Genomic DNA, 23,787 nt, shown 5'->3' with positions numbered 1-23,787 from the left:
CGGGTATCGGATTATCAGAGCCTGTTCATAACCTTTACGCCGCCACGGCGTAAAGAGCTCTCGGAGGGGTTGATAGTTCCGTGTAATTTACACAGTCTCTATGCGCCGTCACCGGCGGCCCCACAACGTATCAAAAACTCGAATTCGCCCTCCGCCTCGCCATCGCGAACCAGATCATGAGGTGATTGTCGAAGATAGGCGGGAATATCCCTTGCCGAACCGGCATCGGAGGCGAGTACCCGCAACAGCTGCCCCGGCGCCAGATGACGCAAGGCTTGGCGGGTTTTCAGTAACGGCAGGGGGCATTGCAGCCCCCTGGCGTCCAGGGTCTGATGAACGGTCATCGGATCCTCGGAATTGTGTCGGGTGCCATCCATCAAAGGGTGCCATCCTTATATCAGGAGTTATTTTGTGATCCGTGCCATGCACGCTCTGATACTTTGCCTGGTGGTGGTGCTCGCCGCGCCACCCGGCCGCGCCCAGGATCTGCCCGATCTCGGTGACCCGGCGGCGGCGCTGCTGTCCACGGACCAGGAGTACCGGCTGGGCCGCAGCTGGCTGCGCAGCCTGCGCGGCAAGACACCGATCATGACCGATCCACTGGTACAAGACTACGTGGAAAACCTGGTTTACCGGCTGGCTTCGTTCAGTGACCTGCACGAACCCAATCTTTCCATCGTGGTGATCAACAGCCGGGCCATCAATGCTTTCGCGGTGCCCGGTGGCGTCATCGGCCTCAACGCCGGCCTGTTTCTCAACGCCGGATCCATGGATGAGGTGGCCAGCGTGGTGGCCCACGAAATCGCCCACGTCAGTCAACGCCATTTTACCCGTCGCTACGTGGATTCCCAGCGCACCAACATCGCCATGCTGGCGGCCATGCTGGCCAGCATCGCGGTGGCGGTGGCCGGCGATGCTCAAGCCGGCATGGCCGGCATGGCCGCCACCCAGGCCGGGGTGATCCAGTCTCAACTGGCCTACTCCCGCCACCACGAACGGGAAGCCGACCGGGTAGGCATGCAGACTCTGGTCTCGGCCGGCCTGGACCCGAACGCCATGCCCCGTTTCTTTGAACGGCTGGTGGAGCAGCAACAATTCGCCGGCGATCCGCCGGAGTTTCTGCTCACTCACCCGGTTACCGAAAGCCGGGTGGCGGACAGCCGCGCCCGGGCCCGTAACCTGCCTCACCCGAAACAGGAGACCTCCCTGCCCTTCGAGCTGGTACGCGCCCGTATCCAGGCCTCCTTCTTCGACGATTATCAGCGTGCCGAAGCCTACTTCCAGAAACGGCTGAACAACGGCGACGCCAAGCAGCGGGAGGCGGCCCGCTATGGGCTCGCCATGTCGGCTCTGTACGACAAAAAGTACGATCTGGCCCGACGCCAGCTGGAGCAACTGCGCCAGCAGGACCGCACCGAACTGTGGTACCCGCTGGGCCTGGCGGAAGTGGCGCTGGCGGAAGGCGACTATCCCCGTGCCATCGAGATGGCCCAGTGGGTGCAGAAGATCAACCCGGAGGGCTACCCCAGCTCAGTACTTCTGGCACGGGCGTATCTTTATTCCAAACAGCCGGAAAAAGCGGTGCCGGTGCTGGAACCCCTGCTACGGCAGCGCCCGGATGACCCCATGCTGTGGTCCATGGCGGCGGACGCCTGGGGCAACAGCGGGGAGCTGGCGCGCGCTCATCGGGGCCGGGCCGAATACGCTTTCCTGCGCGGCCGGGACCGCGAGGCCAAACAACAAATGCAGTTTGCCCTGAAGGAAGCCAGCGGACAGTTTGCGCTGCGCAGCGCTCTGAATGCGCGTCTCAAGGAAATGGAGCGGCTTTCCGAAGAGGAGTTTTGACGGTGGTCCGGGACACCGCCCCGGACCACCGCCCATTCGATCAGCGTTTCAGGCTCTTGCCGAAATCCAGCATCCGGTCCAAAGGCACCATGGCCCGACGGGCCAGGTCCGGATCGACGAAGATTTCCTGCCCGCATCCGTTTTCGTCCTGCAGCACCGCCAGGGTATTTTCCAGACCGTTCATGGCCATCCACGGACAATGGGCGCAACTGCGGCATGTGGCGCCGCTGCCGGCGGTGGGCGCTTCGATGAAGGTCTTCTCCGGCGCCAACTGCTGCATCTTGTAGAAGATGCCCTTGTCGGTGGCGACGATGAAGGTGTCGTTGGGCATCTCGGTGGCGGCTTTGATCAGCTGCGAGGTGGAACCCACCACATCGGCGATGGCCACTACCGATGCCGGCGATTCCGGATGCACCAGCACGGCGGCACCGGGATGCGCGGCTTTCAGGTCTTCCACACCGCGCGCCTTGAACTCCTCGTGGACGATACAGGCGCCGTCCCAACAGAGCACGTCGGCACCGGTCTTGTCACGCACATAGGCCCCCAGGTGCTGGTCCGGCGCCCAGAGAATCTTCTCGCCGCGCTGGTCCAGGTACTCGATCAGTTCCACCGCGATGGAAGACGTCACTACCCAGTCCGCCCGGGCTTTCACCGCCGCCGAGGTGTTGGCGTAAACCACCACGGTACGGTCCGGATGCTGTTCGCAGAAGGCGGCGAACTCATCCTCCGGACAGCCGATATCCAGGGAACAGGTGGCTTCCAGAGTGGGCATGAACACCCGCTTTTCCGGGCTGAGAATCTTCGCCGTCTCGCCCATGAAACGCACACCGGCCACGATCAGGGTACTGGCCGGATGCTCCTTGCCGAAGCGGGCCATTTCCAGGGAATCCGCCACGCAACCGCCGGTTTCCTCGGCCAGAGCCTGGATCTCCGGATCAGTGTAATAGTGCGCCACCATCACCGCGTCGCGGGCCTGTAACTTCTCTTTAATCCGCTCGCGGTAGAATTCCCGCTGTTCCAGGGTCATCTCCTGCTCGCCACCGGCATGGGCCAGATGGGCGCGGACCAGTTCTTTAGCCTGAGCACTCATATCGCATCGCCGCCCCGTGTGAGGATCGGAAAGCCGACAATCGGTCCGGATCGGACCCTCGTCGCTGTCCCGGTGGCCATCAAGGATGTTGATGCCACCAGGGGGGCGAATCATACCACAGCCGAGGATGGGATCACGGCGGGTGCCGTCAAGAGTATGGTGTAAAACGCCAGGCGCCCCGGATTTGCTGCCTCCCAGGCTCACAATAATGCATTTTATGCATATAAAAACAGAGCCGGAAACCGCGTTCCATGGTTCCCCGAGACCGGACTACAAAGCCATGCGCAGCGACAGCGTCACATTGCGCGGTTCTCCCCACCAGGCCTGATCGTAGAAACCCACATTGGTGTAATAGGTCTTGTCGAAGGCGTTGTTCAACCGCACCGTGGCGCTCAACTCCGGCGTGATCTGATAACGAGCCATGACATTGACCAGAGCGTAACTGCCCTGCTCCACCTTGGTTCGTCCCACCACCGGCACACGACTCGAGGTATAGCGGGAAAAGCCGCTTTGCCAGTCCACGCCAGCCCCCAACGTCAAACGGCGCTCCACCGGCGGCTGATAACGGGTGAACAGCTTGAACAGACTGCGCGGCTGGGTGCGGTTGAGTGTCTGCCCGTCGGCGTCCTTGGCGGTGAAATGGGTATAACTGGTGGAAACATGCCAGTGTGGCGTCAGTTCGCCGGTCAGTTCCAGATCGACCCCCTCCACGGTGGCTCCGGAAGTGGCTCGATAAGCCGGCTGGTCCGGCTGCCCCGGCAGCGAGACTCCCGGGATCTCCTCGGCCAGGTTGTCCTGCTCGGTACGGAACACCGACACCGCACCGGTCAACCGCCCACCGGCCCAGCCGGCCTTGAGCCCCAGTTCCTGGCTGTTGCCGTGAATCGGGTCGAGCAGGTCACCTTGCGGATCGCGATTGTTTTGCGGCTGGAAGATCTGGGTGTAGCTGGCGTATGCCGAGTAGACATCATTAAGGTCGTAGATCAAACCGGCATAGGGCGTGATTTCATCGTTGACCCGATAATCCGTGGGTGTGCCGAAATAAACCTGATCGATTTCCCACTGGCTGATACGAGCCCCCAGAATGGCGTGCAGAGGATCGGCCAATGACAACCTGGTGACCACATAGCCCCCATTCTGACGAATCACACTGTCATCGACGTTGGAATAATCCCCCCAGACTGGTCGTGGCACCCGACTGTCACGCCAGTCAAAGAAGCTGCCCACATCCGGACTGGCCACCGGATAAGCCGCTCGCATCACATAATCGTCCTTGACCCGCATCCAGCCCAGCGACACCTCATGAATGCGCCCGAACCACTCCACCGGCCCGGTGGCGGTCAGGTGCATCTGATAATACTGGCGATCACCACGGTAATTGAGGAACGAGCCGGTCATGCCTTCGCCGGTATCCGGGTCGGGGTAACCGCCACGAAACAGATATTCCATGTCGTAATCGCCATCGTTGTAGCTGAACGCGCCGCGCAGTTGCCAGCCGTTACCAAGGGCGTGGGTCAGGTCCATGAAACCGGTGGTGGAGGTGGTGCCAAATTGGGACCAGTCGGTGGTATTGACCACGGACCGGGGAAAATCGGTGCGGGAGCCATCGCTATAAAACATGGGAAACCCCGCCCCCATGCCGTTACTATGGTTATCCTGGTACTCCACGCCCGCCACCAGCAGCGTGCTGGGTGACAGCTCCGCACTGATCACGCCATACAGGGTACGGCGGTCATCGTCGAATACCCGCATGTAGCTTTCGCTGTCGTCACGCACCGCCACCACCCGGGAGGACACACGACCGTCCTCGGTAAGCGGCATGGTCAGGTCCAGTTCCGCCCGGCGCGCGTCCCAGGACCCCGTCGACACCGCGCCACTAGCGGCGAACTCCCTCCCCGGACGCTTGCGCACAAAATTCACCAGCGCGGACGGCTCACCAGCGCCGGACATCAGACCGGTGGCGCCGCGGATCACCTCAACGCGGTCGTAAATAGCCGCATCCAGGTCAGTGGCCCCAAAGTTCCAGAAATTGGAAATCGGGGTCAGCAGACCGTCGAACTGGAATTGCCGAATGGAGAACCCCCGGGAAGAAAACGCGTAGCGGTTGCTGTCGCTCCGGATCATTGAGACACCCGGCGCCTGCTCAAGCACTTCGCGGGTGCTGACCAGCCCCTGGTCCTCGATCTGTTCCCGGGTAACGATGCTCACGGATTGCGGCGTCTCCCGCGGCGACAGCAACAGTCCGGTGGCGCTGACGGTGGCGCCCAGGGTGTAACCGCCGCGCTGTTCACTGCTGCTCTCCAGAGAAAGATCGCCGGCGGAGACCTTGACCGGCGCCAATGCCCGTGGTTCTTCTTCCTGAGATTGTGCGTAAACCGGTGCGGATACCACGCCGCCGGCCGTGACCATGGCCAGACCGAAGCACCAGCGTCCCCTCATACCGTCGAATCGACGCCCCATGAACCGTTCTCCTTCCTACAAAGCAACCAACATGAAATGAGAATTGTTCTTCATTGAGGCTGATCGCGGGTATGCGCAATGCTGAAAAAACTATGCGACACGCTGGGGGACGGGAACTCAGCGGCGTAGCCACTGCCGTGGCGGCATACCGAAGTGGGCACGAAACGCCGTGGTGAAGTTGCTGGCATGTCGGTAGCCGACGAAATGGGCCGCCTGCTGTACCGACACCCCCTGCTCCAGATACTGACGGGCCAGCGTCAGCCTGCGCTCCCTCAGGCAGGCAAACACGGTCTGACCGTAGGCCTGAGGGAATTTGGCGCGCAACGCACTCGGGCTCATGCACGCCAGCGCCGCCAGTGAGGCCAGCGAGTGCTCCCGCTCTGGCTGCTCCTGGAGACGTTCGAACACCCGCTGCAACAGACGCCGATCCCTTGCCGACAAGGTGGGGGTGTGGTCGGCGGTATCCAGACCGGACAGCGCATGCGCCAGCAATTGCAGTGCCACACCTTCCCGGTGCAATGCCGCCAGATCACCCCGCCAGGTTCCGTTCATCAGGGTCAGCAGGCTCTGCTGCAGGTAAGACGGCATACGCCAGGTCGTCAGGCGAGTGCGCCCGACACGGCGCAGCCCCCACAGCCGCTCTTGCAACCGCTCATCGCCAAGACCATCCGGATCCCTCAGCGACAAATTCAACCCCTGCAAGGTCGGTGCCCGCGGATGTTCCGCCAGGATCGAGGTGTCTCCCCGGTCCAGCATGGTGATCGCCAGATCTCCCGCCAGCCGGTGGCGGCGACCCTGTTCGGTCCCGATCATCGCCTCTCCCTGCATCAATACCGCAACGGAGAGACAGAACTCGGTCTTGGAGCGGGCCTGATACGCTTGCAGGGAACGCACTCGGGACAACACCAGGGTGCCGCCGAAGTCCAGTGCCTGCTGGTCCACCTCGCCTTCAAGCACGCCGGCGCCGCCAGCGGAGCGCTCCACGAGCCGATAGTCCACGCCATACCGGGCACCCAGCTCATTCAGGGCCGCCAGCGAAAAGCGCCGGGCGGTGGCATTGATCGGGTATGTCATGGCTGTCTCCGTCGTCGGCCGCGCCTCTCCTGGCGCCGGATTCCGATCGGCGCAAGATATAGTTAATAAGAATTATTTTCAATAAAGAAAAAAGGAGAGGTCAACAAGGAGAAAACGGCGGCAATCGTCATTCCACTGTCGCAAAACCACCCCATGCTGACGGCGGTCAAAAAAAAAGGGCTGCCTGGCGGCAGCCCTCTTGGAAATTGGTGGGTCGTGTAGGATTCGAACCTACGACCAATTGGTTAAAAGCCAACTGCTCTACCAACTGAGCTAACGACCCGTCGAACGAGGCGCAAATAATACGGATTTATTTCGGCATGACAAGGGGGGAGCCGGGATTTTTTTCATGCTCCCTGATACTTTGTCGGATCTTTGACCAATGCTTCCTCAAAGCCCTGGCGGCGCAGCCGGCAACTGTCGCAGCGTCCACAGGCCCGCCCCTCTTCGTCGGCCTGATAACAGGACACCGTGAGACCATAATCCAGCCCCAGCCGGGTCCCTTCCCGAATGATATCCGCCTTGGACAAATTCATCAGCGGCGTGGCGATACGGATCGGATGCCCTTCCACCCCGGCCTTGGTAGCCAGGTTGGCCATGTTCTGAAACGCTTCAATGAACGCCGGCCGGCAATCCGGGTAGCCGGAATAATCCACCGCGTTGACACCGATATAAATAACATCGGCTTCCAGGACTTCCGCCAGTCCCAGCGCCAGCGACAGAAACACCGTGTTGCGCGCCGGCACATAGGTCACCGGAATGCCGTCGCCCTCTTCTTCCGGTACGTCTTCCGGCACCGCGATGTCATGGTCGGTGAGCGCGGAACCGCCGATGTTTCCCAGCCCCAGTTCGATCACCCGGTGAGACTCCGCGCCCAGAGCGCGGGAAACCCGTTCGGCGGCGTCCAACTCCGAGCGGGTGCGCTGGCCATAGTCGAAGGCGATGGTGTGACAGCGGTGCCCGTCGGCCCGCGCCATGGCCAGACAGGTGGCGGAATCCAGGCCCCCGGACAGCAGTACCACGGCGGTGCTCATGTTGTGTTCTCCATCATCGCGGCTCCTGGGGCTCAGCGCCCCTGAGCATCATTCCACAGTAATTTATGCAGTTGAATCTGGAAGCGTACCGGTAAGCGGTCCCGCACGATCCAGTCCGCCAGGTCGGTCGGTGACAGCTGCCCCTGTACCGGCGAGAACAGCACATCGGACACCCGCCGCGCCAATTGATGCTGATCAAGCATGAAGCGGGCCCAGTCGTAGTCGCGACGGTCCGCCAGCACGAACTTCACCTGATGGTTCGGCCGCAGCAGCGGAATGTTTTCCAGCCGATTATTGTGCTGCTCACCGGAGCCCGGCGCCTTCAGATCCATCACCACCGAGACCCGCTCGTCCACTCCGGCGATATCCATGGCGCCGCCGGTTTCCAGGCTCACCTCATAGCCCCGGTCGCACAAAAGCGTCAGCAGCGGCAGACAGTTGGGTTGCGCCAGCGGTTCGCCGCCGGTCACGGTGACGTAGCCGGTGCCGTAGCCATCCACGGTCTCGAGAATATCGTCCAGCGACCACTTTTGCCCGCCCTGAAAGGCGTATTCCGTATCACACCAGACGCAACGCTGGGGACAGCCGGTCAGCCGCACGAAGACGGTGGGCCGTCCCACACTGCGGGCTTCTCCCTGCAGAGAGTGAAAAATCTCGGTGATACGCAGTTCCACTGTGGCTCCTGAGCGGCGGCGAATACGGGTTGCGCCGCGGCTCTTCATATTCATTGTTGGCGGATACGGATGGCCGCCCGGAACAGGGCGGAATCATTCGGGGTCGGGATCAGGCCCCGGAACGGCGCGCATTCTAACACAGGGAAGGCGCCGGGGGCTCCCCGGCGCCGGGCGGGCGGTTCAGTTGCCCAGTTGCTTGAGCATGGCTTTGGCCAGCTCGGCCTCGGAGGAATCCGGATACTGTTTGACCAGGCGATTCAGAGTGTCGCGAGCCTGGACGGTACTGCCACCCCGCGCCTGCAGGCTGGCCAGTTTGTACAGGCTGGTGGGCGCCCGGCTGTGATCCGGATAATCGTCCACCACCTTGGAGAACTGTTCCCGTGCCTGGGTCAGTCTTGGCGATTTCAGATTGGAATAGGCTTCACCCAGCCAGAAATGGGCCTGCGGACGATAGCGGCCATTCGGATATTCTTTCAGATAGGCTTCCAGGGCTGGTACAGCCCCTTCGAAGTCACGGTCCAGCAATTTGCGCTGGGCGTCATTGTAGGCCTGGCGATCGGCTTGTGGGTCCACCGCCGGCTCACCGCCTTCCTCTCCATCCCCAGTGGCGTTCTCGTCATCGGCCGAAGCCGGCGCGGTACTCTCCGCCAGGGCATTGATTCGGGTATCCAGGTCCAGATAGCGTTCGCGCTCGGCGGCTTTGAGCCGATCCAGTTCGTGACGCAGACGCTCTATCTGACCCTGTAAATCCTGAAGCTGTTCCTCATACTGCTGCATTTGCTGCATCAGGATGATCACGCCGTCGTTACCGCCAGTGGATTCCGCGGCGACGGTGCGGGCACCGCCCCGTGAACCACCGCGGTCCTCCACGGACAGAGGGCCGGTCTGCGCCTGCGCAGTAATCACGGCCCCCGCAAGCAGGGCACCGATGAACCCATGTGTTCCGAGTCTATGGATGGCCTGCTTCAACATCATGGCTTACGGACGGCCTGCCACGTAGTTCAGTTCAACGCGACGGTTTTTCGCCCAGTCCATTTCGCTGTGACCGAAAGCGGCGGGCTTCTCTTCACCGTAGGACACCACTTCCAGCTGGGAAGAGGATACGCCCTGAACGCGCAGGAACTTCTGTACCGCCTGGGCACGACGCTCGGACAGAGCCACGTTGTACTCACGGGTACCGCGCTCGTCGGCATGGCCTTCCAGACGCAGCTTGGCGTTGGCGTTGTTCTTCAGGTAAGTCGCGTGAGCGCGCAGGGTTTCGAAAGCAGCCGCCGGAACGGTATTGCTGTCGAATGCGAAGTAGATCACACGAGTATCGGTGGTGCCGTCGTAGTTGGACGGATGGTTATGGAAGTTATCCGCGGTCAACGGAACGCTGCTGGTGTCAGGGCGGGTGGACTCGGGACGCTGAACCGGCTGAGTGGTACCGGTCTGGGAATCCATGCCGGAGGTGTCCGTGGCGGACGTGTCCTGCTCGGTGGGCGTGCTGGAACAGGCGGCAAGAACGCCGGCCAGAATGACGGCAAACAAAGGATTGACGAATGAACGCATGACAAAACTCCTGATTAATTTCCTGTAATTTCGAACACTGAGACCCGTTTATGGAGAAACCTCCGCATCCGTCCCCGGCCCGTCAGTGACAACGCTGACGCGTGGCTCACCCTGGGCCGGACACCTGAGATGCGAGTCAGCATCTACAGAAACGGCGACCAGGCCGGTTCCCTGACTTCCCCTTCCTTCGACGGCAGCTCTACCTTGACTCTGCCATCGATGGATACGGCCTCCAGGACCCCCGTGCCGCGACGTTGCGTACCGTAAATTACCATACTTCCATTAGGCGCAACACTGGGCGACTCATCCATATTGGTCTGAGTCACAATATCGAACGTACCCCGTTGCAGGTCCTGCACGCCGACGTTGAAACTGCCATTGCGACGGTGCACATAAACCAGATACCGGCCATCCGGGGTGACATCCGGACGGGCGTTGTAATTGCCTTCGAAGGAGACCCGCCGGGCGGACCGGTCGTTGATATTGAGCATGTAGATCTGCGGACCGCCGGAACGGCTGGAAGTGAACACCACGTGCTCGCCGTCGGGCATCCAGCGCGCCTCGGTATCGATACCGTAGTTGTCCGTCAGCCGGGTCAACCCGCCGCCATTCACATTCACCATATACAGTTCCGGATTACCATCCTTGGACAGAGTGATCACCAGCCGCTGACCGTCCGGTGACCAGGACGGAGCGCCGTTGATGCCCCGCTCCCGGCTGACCACGGAACGCTGCCCGCTGGCCAGATCGTGAACGTAAATGTTCGGCTTGCCGTTGTTCTCGAAGGAGACATAGGCGATCTTGCTGCCATCCGGTGACCAGGACGGGCTCATGATCGGCTCGGCACTGGACAGAATGGTCTTCACCCGATGACCGTCGGCATCGGCGTACTGCAGTTGATAAGGCAGCTTGGCGCCACGGTTATGGGTGACATAAAGGATCTTGGTGGAGAAGGCACCAGGAATGCCGGTGAGCTCTTCATAGATGCGATCGGAGATGGCGTGGGCCACGTCACGCAATTGCGCTTTGGTGGGACTGTAGCTTTCACTGAACAGTTCACGCTGGCGGCCCACGTCGTACAGGCCATAGGTCACTTCGTAGCGGCCGTCGTCCCGCGGCTTGGTATGGCCGATCACCAGGTACTCCTGGCCGAGCACGCGGAAATCCCGGTAGATGATCGCGTCCTTGGTGTGCGGCCGGCTGAGCATGTTCTTTGCCGGCAGCGGCTTGAACTGACCACTGCGGTGCAGGTCCGCCTCGACAATGGCGGACACCTGCTCCGGTGCCTCGTTGTCGCCGTCAAAAGGCACGATGGCGATCGGCACCGCATCCACCCGTCCTTCGGTCACCTTGATCAACAGCTCGGCCCGCGCGGCCACCGTCAGTGTCGCCAGGACCAGGGCCAATATCAGTCGCTTCATTTGGCATCTCCAGGTTCGAATTCGAGCACAAGCGTTCGGAACGCTTCAAAACCGTCACCTTTCGGCACCGGCAGGGGGCTGGCCAATTGCACGCCCTTGACCACGGAATCATCGAAGTCCGGGTAACCGCTGGACTTCACCACATCCACATTGACCACATCCCCACCGGGAACCATACGGATACGCACCCGGGTACGGATGTCGTTCCGGTTACGGTAGTTGCCGGGAATGCGCCAGCGTTGGGCCACCGCCGAGGAGATGGCGTCAATATAGCTGGCGGTTTCCTGTTCCACTTTGCTGTCCGGGTCACCGCTGCCGGGGTTCTCCTGGTCCTGCTTCTTACCCTGACGAGCCATCTCCAACCGTTCCTGAGCCAGCAGTTCCTCCATGTCCGGCTGCTCGAATTTGGGCAGCGGCTCCGATTTCGGCTTCGCATCCGCTTTGGGTTTCGGTTCCGGCTTCTTTGGCTCCGGCTTGGGTTCGGGCTTCGGTTTCGGCTCGGGTTTCGGTTTGGGTTCCGGCTTCGGCTCAGGCTTCGGTTCCGGTTTCGGTTTCGGTTTCGGTTCAGGCTGCGGCTCTGGTTTGGGCTGCGGCTTGGGCGCCGGCTTCTCTTGCTTGGGCTCGGGACGAGTGGGCGCCGCCGCCCGCTCGGTCTGATCGGTGACCACCGCCATCACATGGGGAGGAATCTTCGGGGGACGGCGCAGTTCCGGCTCGGAGGTCCAGGTAAACAGCACCATTCCCAGCACCAACAGGTGCAGGAACAGGGACAGCCCCGCGCCTACCCCACGGTCACTCATGGCAACTCCGCTGGGTCGGTCACCAGGCCCAGCTTGGTGACACCGGCGCTTTGCAGCTCCGACATCAGTACCACTACCTTGCCATAGGGCACGTTCTGATCACCGCGCACCAGGAACAAGGTTTCCGGCTTCTCGTTGTGAATGGCGGTGACCCGCTGGGTCAAGGCTTCCAGGTCAGTGGCGGCTTCACTGTCGTCGCCGACATTAATGTAGTAACCGCCATCGGCGGCCACCGCGATCATCACCGGCTCGTCATTTTCCGTCGGCAGCGGCGCGCTGTTGGCCTGAGGCAGGTCCACGGAGACCCCCTGGGTCATCATCGGCGCGGTGGCCATGAAGATCACCAGCAGCACCAGCATCACGTCGATGTAGGGCACCACGTTCATCTCCGCGGCCAGCTTCCGCGGAGTATGCCTGCGCATACCTGAAGAAGGTCGGTATCGGGCCACTATCTACTCCTCCCGGCTATGGGCCTGACGGTGGAGAACGGCGGAAAACTCCTCGGCGAACATTTCGCAGTTGCCCACCAGGGAGTCAGACAGAGAAGCGTAACGGTTGTAGGCCATCACCGCCGGAATCGCCGCGAACAGGCCAATGGCGGTAGCCACCAGCGCCTCGGCGATACCCGGCGCCACCACGCTGAGCGTGGCCTGGGTCACATTGGCCAGGGCGCGGAAAGAATGCATGATGCCCCACACCGTGCCGAACAGGCCGATGTAAGGACTGGTGGAACCCACTGACGCCAGGAATGGCAGATAACGGGACAGCCTCGCCTCTTCCCGCTGCAGCGCCACGCGCATGGCCCTCTGGGCACCGTCCATCACCGCGTCACTGTCCCGGGACGTCTTCGACAACCGCACGAATTCCTGGAACCCGGCGCGGAAAATCGCCTCGGTGCCGGAGTCCGGGTTGGATTTCTTGCGCACCTGGTTATACAGGCTGGCCAGATCACCGCCGGACCAGAATTTTTCCTCGAACGCCTGCCCCGCTTTGCGCGCCCGGCTCAATACCCGATAGCGGGTAATGATCACATACCAGGAGAACAGGGAGGCGAACAGCAGCACCAGCATTACCGCCTTCACCACCGGCCCGGCATGCAGCACCAGGGAGGCAATGGACATGTCGGAGGCTTCAATCATTGGCCCGTTCTCCTCGATATTCGGCCTTGAATCTTTGGTACAGCGGCGCCGGCAACGCTTTCGGGCGAATACCGTCGGCACTGACACAGGCTATTTTGATTTCCGCTTCACACAGAAGCTGATCTCCGCGGCGCACCTGTTGGGCGAACAGCAACGTCGCTTTCCCCAGGTGGCGCAGTCCGGCGCTGACACCGAGGGCGTCATCAATCCGCGCCGGACTGTGGTAGCGCACCTGGCAGGAATGCACCACGAACTGATAATTCTCCTCGGACAACCCGTAATGCTGGTAGCCCAGGGAGCGCAAATATTCGGTACGGGCCCGTTCCATGAACTTCAGATAGTTCACGTAATAGACGATACCGCCGGCGTCAGTGTCTTCGATATAGACCCGCACCGGTAGGACAAAATCCTGATCCTTCGAAGATTTTTCAGTCATTAAACAAATCTCCATCACTCCCCGGGCGACGCAGCCCGAAGTGGCGCCAGGCGTGATTGGTCACCTGCCGGCCCCGCGACGTGCGTTGTATGAAACCCTGTTGAATCAGATAGGGTTCCACCACTTCCTCAAGGGTTCCGGCGTCCTCGTTGAGGGCCGCCGCCAACGAGTCCAACCCCACCGGACCGCCGTCGAACTTATGCATCATCATGTTCAGCAACCGCCGATCGGTGCCATCCAGACCGTGGCTGTCCACCTCCAGCATATCCAGCGCCGCTTCCGCCACCGGTCCGACGATGCGGCCATCACCTTTCACCTCGGCATAGTCCCGCACCCGGCGCAGCAGCCGGTTGGCGATCCGCGGCGTGCCCCGGGCGCGGCGCGCCACTTCCCGGGCACCACTTTCATCCACGGGAATGGCAAGGATGTCGCAGGAGCGGGCGACAATACGGGACAGGTCGTCGACGTTATAGAATTCCAGCCGCTGCACGATACCGAAGCGGTCACGTAACGGCGCGGTAAGCAGGCCGGCGCGAGTGGTGGCGCCAACCAGGGTGAATGGCGGCAGGTCCAGTTTGATGGAACGGGCGGCCGGTCCTTCGCCGATCATGATGTCCAGCTGGAAGTCTTCCATGGCGGGATAGAGAATCTCTTCCACCACCGGCGACAGGCGGTGGATCTCATCCACGAACAGCACATCGCCCTCTTCCAGATTGGTGAGGATGGCGGCCAGATCCCCGGCTTTTTCCAGCACCGGGCCGGAGGTGGATTTCAATTCCGAGCCCATTTCCCGGGCGATGATATGGGCCAGCGTGGTCTTCCCCAGCCCGGGCGGTCCGAAAATCAAGGTGTGATCAAGCGTCTCGCCGCGCCCGCGGGCGGCGTCGATGAAAATTTCCAGCCGCTCCCTCACCTTGGGCTGCCCGTTGTAATCGGCCAGATTGGCGGGCCGGATCGCCCGGTCGTGCTGCTCTTCCCGGGGGTCCGAAGCGCTGGAGGAAATCAGGCGATCGTTGTCCATGGTGACATTACACCTTCTTTAATAGAGCAATAGAGCCAGAGCATCGGCCTTGATGGTGCGGGGGCATCACTCTTTACAGGACATCACTTTGCCAGCCCCCGCAGAGCCCGGCGAATAAGACCTTCGCTGGTCTCCTCCCCGGCCTCCGCCGCGCGGGCCACCGCCGCCACCGCGTCCTTGTTGCGATAGCCCAGGGCTTCCAGCGCCGCCACCGCGTCGTCACGAACGCCATTGGCGCCGCTCTGGGACACCCGTCCCGGCGGCATCGCCGGCGCGCCTTCCAGCTTGTCCAGGCGATCGGACATCTCGATAACCAAACGCTCGGCGGTTTTCTTGCCGATACCCGGCACCTTCACCAGGGAGCTGGTGTCCTGATCACGGATACAAGCGGCCAGCCGATCCGCTTCAATGCCGGAAAGAATCGCCAGCGCCATTTTCGGACCGACACCATTTACCTTGATCAGGCTGCGGAACAGTTCGCGCTCATAACGGCTGTTGAAGCCGTACAGCAGCTGGGCGTCCTCACGCACCACGAAATGCGTATGCAGCGTCAACGAGGCCCCGACTTCCGGCAAGTCATAGAACACCGTCATCGGCGCTTCCACTTCGTAGCCGACACCGCCCACATCCAGCAGCAGCCAGGGCGGGCGTTTGTCCAGCAGTTGTCCTTTGAGTTGTCCGATCATCGTATCCGTCTTCGTCGTACCGCGCTGGCACCGGCGATGCGTGCCAGCGATACGCGCATGTGCGCATGACACAGGGCGATGGCCAGAGCATCGGCGGCATCCGCCTGCGGGCGTTTGTCCAAACCCAGCAAATGCCGGACCATTTCCGCCACCTGAACCTTCTCGGCGCCGCCACGCCCCACCACCGCCTGTTTCACCTGGCGGGCGGAGTACTCGAATATTGGCGCGCCACTTTGCACCAGAGCCGCCAGCGCGGCGCCCCGGGCCTGACCCAGCTTCAGCGCGGAATCCGCGTTGCGTGCCATGAACACCTTCTCAATGCTGATTTCCGCCGGCTGAAAGCGTGTCAGCAGTTCGGTCAGCCCGGTGAAAATCTGTCCCAGGCGCGGCGCGATATCCTCACCGCTGGTACTGATGGTACCGAAGGTCAAAGCGCGGCTGCGATTACCCTGTTGCTCGATGACACCGTAGCCAGTGTGCCGGGAGCCTGGGTCGATACCGAGCAAAATGGTCATAGAGTCCAGCCGATTCTCATAATAAAAAGGCAGGTAGCCGTTTACCTGCCTCATATAACCTTTCCGCTGTTCTTATGTCCAGTATCGCGATCCTTTCCCGCATGGCCCTTCCCATGGATAGGACCGCGATATCGTTTATTCCTGTTGCGGCCACTCAGCGTTGGTATAGACGTTCTGTACGTCGTCCAGATCTTCCAGGTGGTCGACCATCTTGCCCACGGTCTCGGCGGTGTCGGCGTCCATCTCCGCACTGGTGGATGGATGCATGGTGACCTCGGCATCCACCGGCTCCAGGCCGCCCGCCTTAAGCGCGTCGACCACGTCACCGAAGCTGCGATCCGGAGCGGTCACCACCAGGAAACTGCCGTCGTCGTTTTCTTCCACGTCCTCGGCGCCGGCTTCCAGAGCCAGTTCCATCAGCTTTTCTTCGTCCACGCCGGGCTCGAAGAAGATTTCGCCGCGCTTGGTGAACAGAAACGCCACCGAACCGCTGGTACCAAGATTGCCACCAAACTTGGAGAAGGCATGACGCACTTCGGCCACGGTGCGATTGACGTTGTCGGTCATGGTTTCCACCAGCACCGCCACGCCACCCTTGCCGTAACCTTCGTAGGTGATCTCTTCCATGTTGGCGCTGTCGTCACCGCCGGCGCCACGTTTGATCGCCCGGTCGATGGTATCCCGGGTCATATTGTTGGTCAGCGCCTTGTCCACCGCCGCCCGCAGACGCGGGTTATCGTTGATCTCGCCGCCGCCCATGCGGGCGGCCACGGTGATCTCTCGAATCAGCTTGGTGAAGATCTTACCGCGCTTGGCGTCCTGAGCCGCCTTGCGGTGTTTGATATTGGCCCATTTACTATGACCTGCCATTGAGGCCCCCTTTCCTTGATATTCCTGTGTTGTTCTTTCAGCTGTCCGCCTTGCGAACGCTGATGCCCACTTCACGCAGCTGCTGATTGTCCACCGGAGAAGGCGCGTTGGTCATCAGGCAGGCCGCGGTCTGGGTTTTCGGGAACGCAATCACTTCACGAATCGAGTCGCTGCCGGTCATCAGCATCACCATGCGGTCCAGGCCGAAGGCCAGACCGCCGTGAGGCGGTGCACCGTATTTCAGCGCGTCGAGCAGGAAACCGAATTTCTCCCGTGCTTCCTGTTCGTCGATACCCAGCGCCTCGAACACGGTCTGCTGCATATCCGGGCGATGAATACGGATGGAACCGCCGCCCAGTTCGGTGCCATTGAGCACCATATCGTAGGCCCGCGACAGCGCGCCTTCCGGGTTGCTCTTCAGTTCTCCGGGGTCACACTTGGGCATGGTGAACGGATGGTGCAGCGCATAATAGCGGCCGTCTTCTTCCTCGAACATGGGGAAGTCCACCACCCACAGCGGTTTCCAGTCGCCCTCGGCCAGACCACGCTCATGACCGACCTTGACCCGCAACGCCCCCATCGCTTCATTGACGACTTTGGCCTTGTCGGCACCGAAGAAGATCAGGTCGCCAGTGGCCGCCCCGGTCCGTTCCAGGATGCCCTTGATGGCGTCCTCGGTGAGGAATTTGAGAATCGGGGATTGCAGCCCTTCGGCGCCGGCGGCCAGGTCGTTGACCTTCACATAGGCCAGCCCCTTGGCGCCGTAGATACCGACGAACTTGGTGTATTCGTCGATTTCCTTGCGGGACAGGTCGGCGCCACCAGGCACTTTCAGCGCCACTACCCGGCCTTTGGGATCCTTGGCCGGGCCGGCGAACACCTTGAACTCCACGCCACCCATCAGATCGGCGATATCCACCAATTCCATCGGCACGCGCAGATCCGGCTTGTCGGAACCATAGCGGCTCATCGCCTCGGCGAACGTCATGCGCGGAAACTCGGGCAACTCCACATCCAGCAACTCACGGAACAGAGTACGGGCCATGCGCTCGGCCACGCCCATGATGTCCTCTTCCTCGACGAAGGACGCTTCCAGATCGATCTGGGTGAATTCCGGCTGACGATCAGCGCGCAGGTCCTCGTCACGGAAGCACTTGGCGATCTGATAGTAGCGATCGAAACCGGCCACCATCAGCAACTGCTTGAACAGCTGCGGGGACTGCGGCAGCGCGAAGAAGCTGCCGGCATGGGTACGGCTGGGCACCAGATAATCCCGCGCCCCCTCCGGCGTGGCCCGGGTCAGCACCGGGGTTTCCACGTCCATGAAACCTTCCTTTTCCAGGAAAGCGCGCACCGCGTGCGTCAGCCGGGAACGGAACTGGAAACGCTGCAGGGCTTCCGGTCGGCGCAGATCCAGATAGCGGTATTTCAACCGCACTTCCTCACCAGCGGCGGAATACTCGTCCAGTTCGAACGGCGGCGTCTGCGCTTCGTTGAGAATGGTCAGCGCCTTGCCCAGCACTTCGATATCGCCGGTGGCCATGCGCGGATTACGCACCGCTTCGTCACGCAGCCGCACCCGGCCGGTGATTTTCAGCACGTATTCGCCACGAACTTTGTCAGCCAGGGCAAAAGCGTCCACCGTGTCGGGATCGAACACCACCTGCACCAGACCAGTGCGGTCACGCACGTCCAGGAAAATAACCCCGCCGTGATCGCGACGGCGATGTACCCAGCCGCACAGTTCCACCGTCTCCCCATCATGGGAGGCCCGCAAATCACCGCAATAATGGCTTCGCATGTCCACAGTCCAGTCTTGAGTTCGTTTTGGCCGGCCCCGGCCCATCACCGGCAGGGCCCGAAAAAGGCGGCCTAGTATAGCGATTCAGCGGCGGCCGGGCCATGCCATCCGGCGCGCGAGGGACCATCCGGCGGGTTTGCCGGAAAGCCGGGTACCCGCTTCACCGTCGCCCAATTTCGGTGCCGGTGTTGCCGTGAATCTGTAAAAAGCCGCCAAAGCACGCCAAACACCGCAAAAAATAGGTACCGGACGCCTTGTACGTCGGGAAACGTTGGCATATAACTGACTGCGCACCAGCTCAGTCGTGCCTCTGAGTCAGGCAGTCCAGGGGTACCCTGACAGGGAAGCAACTAAACAACCTTCTCCAGGAAGTCATCAAACACAGGGGTAAACGATCCTATGGCTGCAAAGAAAAAAGCGGTGAAGAAAACCGCCAGCTCCACTCCCAAGGCCCGAGCCGTGAAAGCCATCGCCGAGCCGATGACCAAAACCCAAATCGTTACTCAGATCAGTGAAACCACCGGTCTCACCAAAAAAGACGTCAATGCCGTCTTTGATGAGCTGGCCGTGGTCATGGAAGGTCATCTGAAGAAGCGCGGCGCTGGCCAGTTCACTCTGCCGGGTCTGATCAAAGTCGTCACCCAGAAGAAACCGGCGACCAAGGCCCGCAAGGGCATCAACCCTTTCACCGGTCAGGAAACCACCTTCGCGGCCAAACCGGCCCGCACCGTGGTAAAAATCCGTCCGTTGAAAAAGCTCAAGGATATGGCGGGCTGATCCGCTGGCCTGGCCGGGAACACCTCGCGGCCAGGCTTTCTCCCTCCCCTTCCCGCCCGTTCCGCACAGCAGATGCGAGTCGCCGCACAACCCCCTATAATCCCCCGCCCCCGGAGCTAAGCATTCCCAAGGTGACACGACATGGCTGAACGCAAGGACAAACGCAAAGTCATCGGCGAACCGATGACCGATGAACAAATCAGACTGTTTCTGGACCTGCCTCCCGAGGAAGGCGAAAACGCCGATTTTCATGTGCTGATTCGCGCCTATCGCGCCCTGCGCGTGGAGGACTTCGAGCGTTTCCTGGCCTTCTTTATCGAACAGGGCCGAGACCTGCGCGCCCGGGATGACAAGGGCCGCACCCTGATCGAGGTGATGCGCGGCCACGGCAAGAACGACGACTACATCGCCGTGCTGGAACAGGCCGGCGGCTGAGAGGTCGCCACAAGGCCGCCGCAGGAGCTTGCCCTGCCGGCGCATTGGCCTCCCGGCGCGGGACATTCGCTTGCAGGGCAAGCTCCCACAGCGGCTTCGTAGCCGGGCTTGATCAAGCCGGCCCGGAAGGCCACCGCCAGAGATCGCGGTGGCAAAAAGAATCGTCCGGAACGATTCACGACGTCGTGCCAACGACGGCCCGGAGGGCCACCGCCAGGGAGGGCAGTGGCAAAAAGCCGCACCTCCTCGACGCCGGCCCAGGTACAATCGCGACCATGACCGGATTGCCTCCCTACGTAGTCTGGCGCCGCCGCATGCTCTGGCTGCGGGCGGTGCTGGTAATCGCCCTTGCCCTGGCGCTGCTGGTATTGCGCCAGTTTTCAGCGCTGGTGCCGTTGTCACTCACGCCACTGCTGTGGCTGGGCGCGTTGCTGCTGCCCAATCTGCTGACCCTGTTGACATTGAACCTGGATCCCCGCCCTCAGCAACGTCTGCTGGCGGTGGAGCTGGCCATGGACGTGATGCTGTTTCTCGCCGTGGTGCAACTGTTCGGCGGTGCCAGCAACCCGATGACCTTTTACCTGCTGGTACCGGTCTTGATGGCTGGCATGACTCTGCCCCCCATGGCCAACGGTCTGGTGCTGATTCTCGCCCTGACCGGTTATATGACGGTGAGCCAGTGGCACCACATGCCCGCCCCCCATACCGCGCTGCACGCTCTCACCCGGGAACTGAGCGCCCTGCACAATATCGGCATGGCGGTGGCCTTCGCCGCGCTGGCGGTGACGCTTTCCATCCTTGGTCAGGTGATCCAGGCATTGACCCGGCAACAGCAGCGTCAGCAGGACAAGGCCATGGAACTGGCCGGACGCCGCGAGCGCATGTACCAGGTGGCGGCGACACTGGCCCACCAGGCCCACGAACTCAACACGCCGTTGAGCAGCCTGGTGATGATCAGCGATAACGCCTTGCAGGAGCCCGGGTTGTCCGACACCACCCGCGCCGACCTGGAGCAAATCCACGCATTGGCCCGGCAGGTAGCCGGCAAGCTGCGCCGGGCCGACCACCATGACGTTCCCGAGGACATCGCGTTCCCCGCCCTGGTCGACCGCTTGCACCTGCACCTGAGACATCTGCAACCCACCCTGGAGATCCGGCATCAGGGCCCCGACCACGCCGTGCTCAGACAAGCCAGCGACTGGTTCCGGGTGCTTGCCAATCTCGGCTACAACGCCATCGACGCCGGAGCCGGTACGCTGGCGATTCAGTTGGACACAGCGCCGGAGGGGTGGCTCCTGCAGATCAGCGACGACGGACCGGATCATCCGGAGCGGCCCGGCCGCGAGGGGATGGGCATCGGCCTGGCACTGGTGGAGAGTACCCTGGAAAACCTGGACGCGCGGCTGGAGATGGAATTCAGCCGACAATGGACCCAGGCCCGCATTCGCTGGAGTGGTTATGGCGCTTGAAACCCTGCTGCTGGTGGAAGATGACGAGTTACTGGCGACACAGACCCGCCGGGCGCTGGAACGCCACGGCCTGAGCGTGACCCTGGCCGCCGATGCCGAGCAGGCGCGTCAGTGCATGGCCTCTCTGCCCACCCTGGACGCGGCGGTGCTGGATCAGAATCTGGGCGTCGACAACGGGCTCGATCTGATTGCCCCGTTACTGACGCATTTCCCCCAATGCCGGATTCTGGTGCTGACCGGCTACGGCAGCATTGCCGCCGCCGTGGCCGCCACCCGCCGCGGCGCCCATAATTATCTGACCAAGCCCGCCGGTGCCGGCGATATTCTCGACGCGCTGCGACGCGACCCGGCGCAAATGGAGTCCCTGCCGGACTCGCCGCCATCATTGCAGCGGCTGGAATGGGAGCATATCCAGCGGGTACTGGACGCCCACGGCGGCAACATCTCCCACGCCGCCGCCGCGCTCGGCATTCATCGGCGTACCTTGCAGCGGCGTCTGAAGAAACGTCCCAGCCCGGTGCAATACGAACGGGAACGGCCGTGACGGCTGGACACCAAAAGATGAAGAACCGGGCCCACCGCCTCTCACAAGCATTTAAAACGCTTATCTATATCCGCAATGCACTACGGCCCGGTTTTCTATAGCGTCCGGCGTCCAGCGTCCTGCCCAAATGTGAAACAATCCTGCTTCCACTGGCTTTCCGCTAAACTCCTCCAGTAGTCTTTCCAGAGTCAGGGTCTGGCGCTACCGTCCAGGCCAAGCAAGGGGCGAAACCGAAGTAGCATCATCATGATCAGGGATAGAGTTTGCCGCCGCCGGGATGCCATCACGCGCACGCCTTGCCCCAACCACGACCAAACCGGTTGCCCGTTGTCTGACCGCCGAGTTGTCATTGTGCTATGAGGACCGAACGCCGCCGCCGGCCCCTTGCGCTCCGCGCCCTGCTCTCCGGACTGCCCCTGGTGCTGGCTTTTACCGTCAACGCCCCGGCCCGGGCGGCGGACAAAGAGCCAGTGCTGACCATCAAGGGCGACCTGCGTGATGAGGTGCGCGACAACGTGCGCGTACTGGTGGGTCTGGACGATGCCGCCTGTCAGCCGGGTCCCGGCCAGAAGGCGCTGATTCTGCGCCAGGTTCGCAACCGGTCAGAGGAGGCGATGCAGGCACTGGGGTATTACCAGCCGGACATCGTGCCGCAATGGCGGGACGCCACCGGCGACGCCTGTTTCGGCGTTACGCTCACCATCACCCCCGGGCCCCGCACCAAGGTGGAAACCCTGTCGATCACTTTCAATGGCGAGGCGCAACAGGATCCCGCCTTCCAGAACGCCATCGACAAGGCCAGCCTGTCCCCCGGCGATCCGTTGCGCCACGACCGCTACGAAGCATTGAAACGACGGCTGCAACAGTTACTGATCGATCGCGGCTACGCCGAGGGCAGTCTGTCCACCCATCGCCTGGAAGTGGACCGCGCCCGGCATCGGGCCAGGGTGGTAATGGTGGTGGACAGCGGCCCGCGCTACAGCGTGGGCGAGATCATCATCAACGAGGTTCCTCTGGACCCGCGCCTGGTCAACGCCTATCTGCGTTTCGCCAGTGGCGAGCCGTTCAATAACGAACGCTTGCTGGCGACCCAACAGGCTTATATGGGCACCAGCTATTTCAGCGCCGCGCGGTTGGAACGCAGCAAGGTCAACGCCGACAGCAAAACCATCGATGTCGGTATCAATCTGACCATGCGCAACCGCTGGGCGCTGCTCACCGGGGTCGGGGTCAGCACCGATACCGGGCCGCGGCTGCGGCTGGGGATCGAGAATCGGCGCATCAACAGCGCCGGTCATCGTGCCCGGGCGGAAACCGAGCTGTCCGACTTGCGTCAGGGGGTCGGCGCCAACTACCAGATTCCCCTGCGCGATCCCAATACCGAACGGCTGGATCTGCACACCCGCTACCTGAACGAAATCACCGACACCCGCGAAAGTGAGACGATCAGTACCGGGGTCGACTACATTCGCGAGTTGCCGTCGAAGTGGGTGGTCACCACTTCGCTGGAATATCTGCAAGAGAACTTCGACGTGGCCGACCAGGCCGATCACATCGAACTGATCATGCCCGGTATCCAGATCAGCCGCGTTCACTCCGATGATCCGATCTACCCGCGCTGGGGTTGGCGGCTGGGAGTCAAGGTGCGCGGCGCCCATGAGTCGCTGGCGTCGTCATCCAGCTTCGTGCAGGCGGACAGCTGGGCCAAGCTGGTCGTGCCGCTGGGCAAGGGCCGTCTGCTGACCCGCGCCGAGGTCGGTTACACCGAAATCGATAACGTCCGCAACCTGCCTGCCTCGTTGCGTTTTTTCGCCGGCGGTGACTCCAGCGTGCGCGGCTTCGCCTACGAATCCCTGGGGCCCACCAATGATGATGACGAGGTCATCGGCGGTCGCCACCTGCTGGTGACCAGTGTCGAATACGATCGCCCGATCAGCCGGCAGTGGAGCCTGGCGGTGTTCTCCGACGCCGGCAACGCCTTCAATGACTTCAACGACTATGACGTGGAACGCAGCGCCGGCTTCGGCGTGCGCTGGCGCTCGCCGCTGGGACCAATCCGTCTGGATCTGGCCCGCGGCCTCAGCGGCGGCGACACCTGGCGGCTGCACCTGAGTATGGGGCCGGACCTGTGAAGCGCTGGCGCGG

The 23,787-nt window shown here is 62.0% G+C and carries 24 protein-coding genes and 1 tRNA gene; 6 read left to right on the top strand and 19 right to left on the bottom strand.

The features are described 5' to 3' along the window. Window positions 1-98: 98 nt before the first annotated feature. A complete protein-coding gene (locus tag CRO06_RS04565) occupies window positions 99-377 on the bottom strand; it encodes a sulfurtransferase TusA family protein (RefSeq protein ID WP_097057827.1) in 279 nt (92 codons plus the stop codon). A 34-nt stretch (window positions 378-411) separates the two neighbouring features. Between CRO06_RS04565 and CRO06_RS04560 the strand changes: the two genes are divergently transcribed. Continuing rightward, window positions 412-1,845 (top strand): M48 family metalloprotease, encoded by a 1,434-nt coding sequence (locus tag CRO06_RS04560; RefSeq protein ID WP_022996135.1) that lies wholly within the window; start codon window positions 412-414, stop codon window positions 1,843-1,845. A 40-nt stretch (window positions 1,846-1,885) separates the two neighbouring features. Here CRO06_RS04560 and nadA read toward each other — a convergent pair whose 3' ends face one another. The 18 genes from nadA to aspS form a co-directional block, all read right to left on the bottom strand. Then, on the bottom strand, window positions 1,886-2,935 hold the full coding sequence (gene nadA / locus CRO06_RS04555) for a quinolinate synthase NadA (protein ID WP_026949690.1): 1,050 nt from the start codon (window positions 2,933-2,935) through the stop codon (window positions 1,886-1,888). A gap of 270 nt (window positions 2,936-3,205) precedes the next feature. Next, complete coding sequence (gene fauA, locus CRO06_RS04550) at window positions 3,206-5,395, bottom strand: TonB-dependent alcaligin siderophore receptor FauA (RefSeq protein WP_244902769.1); 2,190 nt, start codon at window positions 5,393-5,395, stop codon at window positions 3,206-3,208. A gap of 117 nt (window positions 5,396-5,512) precedes the next feature. Further along, window positions 5,513-6,469, bottom strand: a complete 957-nt coding sequence (locus tag CRO06_RS04545; protein WP_097057826.1) for a helix-turn-helix transcriptional regulator — start codon at window positions 6,467-6,469, stop codon at window positions 5,513-5,515. Window positions 6,470-6,676: 207 nt separating this feature from the next. Continuing rightward, a tRNA-Lys gene (locus CRO06_RS04540) sits at window positions 6,677-6,752 on the bottom strand. Window positions 6,753-6,816: 64 nt separating this feature from the next. Next, window positions 6,817-7,503, bottom strand: coding sequence for a 7-cyano-7-deazaguanine synthase QueC (gene queC / locus CRO06_RS04535; protein ID WP_022996138.1), 687 nt, complete (start codon window positions 7,501-7,503; stop codon window positions 6,817-6,819). Between the two features lie 32 nt (window positions 7,504-7,535). After that, window positions 7,536-8,177, bottom strand: a complete 642-nt coding sequence (queE, locus tag CRO06_RS04530; protein ID WP_097057825.1) for a 7-carboxy-7-deazaguanine synthase QueE — start codon at window positions 8,175-8,177, stop codon at window positions 7,536-7,538. A 180-nt stretch (window positions 8,178-8,357) separates the two neighbouring features. Then, complete coding sequence (gene ybgF / locus CRO06_RS04525; RefSeq protein WP_231504739.1) at window positions 8,358-9,083, bottom strand: tol-pal system protein YbgF; 726 nt, start codon at window positions 9,081-9,083, stop codon at window positions 8,358-8,360. A gap of 72 nt (window positions 9,084-9,155) precedes the next feature. Then, window positions 9,156-9,728: a peptidoglycan-associated lipoprotein Pal gene (gene pal, locus CRO06_RS04520; protein WP_022996141.1), complete on the bottom strand. Its 573-nt coding sequence runs from the start codon at window positions 9,726-9,728 to the stop codon at window positions 9,156-9,158. A gap of 143 nt (window positions 9,729-9,871) precedes the next feature. Next, a complete protein-coding gene (tolB, locus tag CRO06_RS04515) occupies window positions 9,872-11,149 on the bottom strand; it encodes a Tol-Pal system beta propeller repeat protein TolB (RefSeq protein ID WP_022996142.1) in 1,278 nt (425 codons plus the stop codon). Continuing rightward, window positions 11,146-11,949 (bottom strand): TonB family protein, encoded by an 804-nt coding sequence (locus tag CRO06_RS04510; protein WP_097057824.1) that lies wholly within the window; start codon window positions 11,947-11,949, stop codon window positions 11,146-11,148. Before CRO06_RS04510 ends, tolB begins: the two co-directional genes overlap by 4 nt. Beyond that, window positions 11,946-12,371: a protein TolR gene (tolR, locus tag CRO06_RS04505; protein WP_022996144.1), complete on the bottom strand. Its 426-nt coding sequence runs from the start codon at window positions 12,369-12,371 to the stop codon at window positions 11,946-11,948. Before tolR ends, CRO06_RS04510 begins: the two co-directional genes overlap by 4 nt. 30 nt (window positions 12,372-12,401) lie before the next feature. Continuing rightward, window positions 12,402-13,088: a protein TolQ gene (gene tolQ / locus CRO06_RS04500; protein WP_097057823.1), complete on the bottom strand. Its 687-nt coding sequence runs from the start codon at window positions 13,086-13,088 to the stop codon at window positions 12,402-12,404. Continuing rightward, window positions 13,081-13,524, bottom strand: a complete 444-nt coding sequence (gene ybgC, locus CRO06_RS04495) for a tol-pal system-associated acyl-CoA thioesterase (RefSeq protein WP_097057822.1) — start codon at window positions 13,522-13,524, stop codon at window positions 13,081-13,083. The genes tolQ and ybgC overlap by 8 nt, the downstream gene beginning before the upstream one ends. After that, window positions 13,517-14,545 (bottom strand): Holliday junction branch migration DNA helicase RuvB, encoded by a 1,029-nt coding sequence (gene ruvB / locus CRO06_RS04490; RefSeq protein WP_022996146.1) that lies wholly within the window; start codon window positions 14,543-14,545, stop codon window positions 13,517-13,519. Before ruvB ends, ybgC begins: the two co-directional genes overlap by 8 nt. A gap of 83 nt (window positions 14,546-14,628) precedes the next feature. Then, window positions 14,629-15,231: a Holliday junction branch migration protein RuvA gene (ruvA, locus tag CRO06_RS04485; protein WP_063140254.1), complete on the bottom strand. Its 603-nt coding sequence runs from the start codon at window positions 15,229-15,231 to the stop codon at window positions 14,629-14,631. Further along, on the bottom strand, window positions 15,228-15,746 hold the full coding sequence (gene ruvC / locus CRO06_RS04480; RefSeq protein ID WP_026949694.1) for a crossover junction endodeoxyribonuclease RuvC: 519 nt from the start codon (window positions 15,744-15,746) through the stop codon (window positions 15,228-15,230). The genes ruvA and ruvC overlap by 4 nt, the downstream gene beginning before the upstream one ends. Window positions 15,747-15,881: 135 nt before the next feature. Continuing rightward, window positions 15,882-16,616, bottom strand: coding sequence for a YebC/PmpR family DNA-binding transcriptional regulator (locus tag CRO06_RS04475; protein WP_022996149.1), 735 nt, complete (start codon window positions 16,614-16,616; stop codon window positions 15,882-15,884). A gap of 37 nt (window positions 16,617-16,653) precedes the next feature. Continuing rightward, a complete protein-coding gene (aspS, locus tag CRO06_RS04470) occupies window positions 16,654-18,417 on the bottom strand; it encodes an aspartate--tRNA ligase (RefSeq protein WP_097057821.1) in 1,764 nt (587 codons plus the stop codon). Window positions 18,418-18,816: 399 nt separating this feature from the next. Between aspS and CRO06_RS04465 the strand changes: the two genes are divergently transcribed. From CRO06_RS04465 to CRO06_RS04445, 5 genes are all read left to right on the top strand, one after another. Next, entirely contained in the window at window positions 18,817-19,194 is a 378-nt protein-coding gene (locus CRO06_RS04465) for an HU family DNA-binding protein (protein WP_022996151.1), read from the top strand. Between the two features lie 141 nt (window positions 19,195-19,335). After that, window positions 19,336-19,629: a PA4642 family protein gene (locus CRO06_RS04460; protein WP_022996152.1), complete on the top strand. Its 294-nt coding sequence runs from the start codon at window positions 19,336-19,338 to the stop codon at window positions 19,627-19,629. 275 nt (window positions 19,630-19,904) lie between these two features. Continuing rightward, on the top strand, window positions 19,905-21,098 hold the full coding sequence (locus tag CRO06_RS04455) for a sensor histidine kinase (protein ID WP_097057820.1): 1,194 nt from the start codon (window positions 19,905-19,907) through the stop codon (window positions 21,096-21,098). After that, on the top strand, window positions 21,088-21,642 hold the full coding sequence (locus CRO06_RS04450) for a response regulator transcription factor (RefSeq protein WP_022996154.1): 555 nt from the start codon (window positions 21,088-21,090) through the stop codon (window positions 21,640-21,642). Before CRO06_RS04455 ends, CRO06_RS04450 begins: the two co-directional genes overlap by 11 nt. A gap of 356 nt (window positions 21,643-21,998) precedes the next feature. Continuing rightward, entirely contained in the window at window positions 21,999-23,774 is a 1,776-nt protein-coding gene (locus CRO06_RS04445; RefSeq protein WP_022996155.1) for an autotransporter assembly complex protein TamA, read from the top strand. The last annotated feature ends 13 nt before the right edge of the window (window positions 23,775-23,787 follow it).

Origin of the sequence: Alloalcanivorax xenomutans (assembly GCF_900217905.1) — a bacterium.
In the GTDB taxonomy this organism is placed as follows: Bacteria; Pseudomonadota; Gammaproteobacteria; order Pseudomonadales; family Alcanivoracaceae; genus Alloalcanivorax; species Alloalcanivorax xenomutans.
Note: the sequence above shows the minus strand (reverse complement) of the source record. Positions and strands in the feature narration are given on the sequence as shown.